At 53.8% G+C, this 2,500-nt stretch carries 3 tRNA genes and 2 rRNA genes (2 of these 5 only partly in view); all 5 read right to left on the minus strand.

Features of this window, described 5'->3' with window-relative positions:
• Positions 1-6 (minus strand) — tRNA-Thr (locus EAT1B_RS08640) (it extends 70 nt beyond the left edge of the window).
• 8 nt (positions 7-14) lie between these two features.
• Positions 15-90: transfer RNA gene (locus EAT1B_RS08645), tRNA-Phe, on the minus strand.
• Between the two features lie 19 nt (positions 91-109).
• A tRNA-Asp gene (locus tag EAT1B_RS08650) sits at positions 110-185 on the minus strand.
• A gap of 75 nt (positions 186-260) precedes the next feature.
• Positions 261-377, minus strand: a 5S ribosomal RNA gene (rrf, locus tag EAT1B_RS08655).
• Between the two features lie 55 nt (positions 378-432).
• Positions 433-2,500, minus strand: a 23S ribosomal RNA gene (locus tag EAT1B_RS08660) (it continues 846 nt past the right edge of the window).

Here is a 2,500-nt window from a genome sequence, read left to right on the forward strand (position 1 = left end):
ACCGGCGTGTTATATGGTGGCTTTGGACGGAATCGAACCGCCGACACAAGGATTTTCAGTCCTTTGCTCTACCAACTGAGCTACAAAGCCATACGTATTAAATTAAAAATGGCGGTCTCGACGGGATTCGAACCCGCGATCTTCTGCGTGACAGGCAGACATGTTAACCCCTACACCACGAGACCGTTTTAAGTCATATCGACTTTACCTATTTTAAAGGTCATTCTATGTAAAGTCAATAACTTTTTTAAAAAAATAAAGCCTGGCAACGTCCTATCCTCACAGGGGGAGATCCCCCAACTACTTTCGGCGCTGAGACGCTTAACTTCCGTGTTCGGCATGGGAACGGGTGTGGCCGTCTCGCTATCGCCACCAGACTCTACAGGGCTTGTTCCCTGAAAACTGAGGATTCATCAACACAAACCATTAGACTAGATCAAAGCCTCGACCGATTAGTATCATTCAGCTCCACGTGTCGCCACGCTTCCACCCATGACCTATCTACCTCATCGTCTCTGAGGGGTCTTTCTTGATTGCTCAAAGGGAAATCTCATCTCGGAGGGGGCTTCATGCTTAGATGCTTTCAGCACTTATCCCGTCCGCACGTAGCTACCCAGCGGTGCTCCTGGCGGAACAACTGGTACACCAGCGGTGCGTCCATCCCGGTCCTCTCGTACTAAGGACAGCTCTCCTCAAATTTCCTGCGCCCACGACGGATAGGGACCGAACTGTCTCACGACGTTCTGAACCCAGCTCGCGTACCGCTTTAATGGGCGAACAGCCCAACCCTTGGGACCTACTCCAGCCCCAGGATGCGATGAGCCGACATCGAGGTGCCAAACCTCCCCGTCGATGTGGACTCTTGGGGGAGATCAGCCTGTTATCCCCAGGGTAGCTTTTATCCGTTGAGCGATGGCCCTTCCATGCGGAACCACCGGATCACTAAGCCCGACTTTCGTCCCTGCTCGACTTGTAGGTCTCGCAGTCAAGCTCCCTTCTGCCTTTGCACTCTTCGAATGATTTCCAACCATTCTGAGGGAACCTTTGGGCGCCTCCGTTACTGTTTAGGAGGCGACCGCCCCAGTCAAACTACCCGCCTGACACGGTCCTCCAGCCGGATCACGGCTGCGAGTTAGAGACTCTATACGCAAAGGGTGGTATCCCAAGGGTGTCTCCACCGAAGCTGGCGCTCCGGCTTCACAAACTCCCACCTATCCTGTACATCGCGTACAAAGCCTCAATATCAGGCTGTAGTAAAGCTCCATGGGGTCTTTCCGTCCTGTCGCGGGTAACCTGCATCTTCACAGGTACTATGATTTCACCGGGTCTCTCGTTGAGACAGTGCCCAAATCGTTACGCCTTTCGTGCGGGTCGGAACTTACCCGACAAGGAATTTCGCTACCTTAGGACCGTTATAGTTACGGCCGCCGTTTACTGGGGCTTCGGTTCAGTGCTTCTCTTGCGATGACACATCCCCTTAACCTTCCAGCACCGGGCAGGCGTCAGCCCCTATACTTCATCTTGCGATTTAGCAGAGACCTGTGTTTTTGCTAAACAGTCGTTTGGGCCTATTCACTGCGGCTTATGTCGCCATAAGCGTCCCTTCTCCCGAAGTTACGGGACCATTTTGCCGAGTTCCTTAACGAGAGTTATCCCGCGCGTCTTAGAATTCTCATCTCGCCTACCTGTGTCGGTTTGCGGTACTGGCGCCGACCTCCTCACTAGAGGCTTTTCTTGGCAGCGTGAAATCCGGTGCTTCGCCCTATGGGCTCCACGTCACAGCTCAACCTTGTATGCCGGGCGGATTTGCCAACCCGACGGCCTCGCTGCTTGTCCGTGCACTTCCAGTCGCACGGTCACCTTATCCTTCTGCGTCCCCCCATCGTTCAAACGGTGGTACGGCGGTACAGGAATATCGACCTGTTGTCCATCGCCTACGCCTTTCGGCCTCGGCTTAGGTCCAGACTAACCCTGAGCGGACGAGCCTTCCTCAGGAAACCTTAGGCTTTCGACGGAGGGGATTCTCACCCCTCTTTTCGCTACTCACACCGGCATTCTCACTTCCAAGCGCTCCACGGCTCCTCACGATACCGCTTCACTGCTGCTTGGAACGCTCTCCTACCATCCCTTACGGGATCCATAGCTTCGGTGGTATGTTTAGCCCCGTTACATTTTCGGCGCGGCGCCACTCGACTAGTGAGCTATTACGCACTCTTTGAATGGTGGCTGCTTCTAAGCCAACATCCTAGTTGTCTGTGCAGCGCCACATCCTTTTCCACTTAACATACACTTGGGGACCTTAGCTGATGGTCTGGGCTGTTTCCCTCTCGACTACGGATCTTATCACTCGCAGTCTGACTCCCGAGTACAAGTTGCTGGCATTCGGAGTTTGACTGAATTCGGTAACCCTGTGGGGGCCCCTAGTCCAATCAGTGCTCTACCTCCAGAACTCTTCACCTCGAGGCTAGCCCTAAAGCTATTTCGGAGAGAACCAGCTATC

This window comes from Exiguobacterium sp. AT1b (assembly GCF_000023045.1).
GTDB lineage: Bacteria > Bacillota > Bacilli > Exiguobacteriales > Exiguobacteriaceae > Exiguobacterium.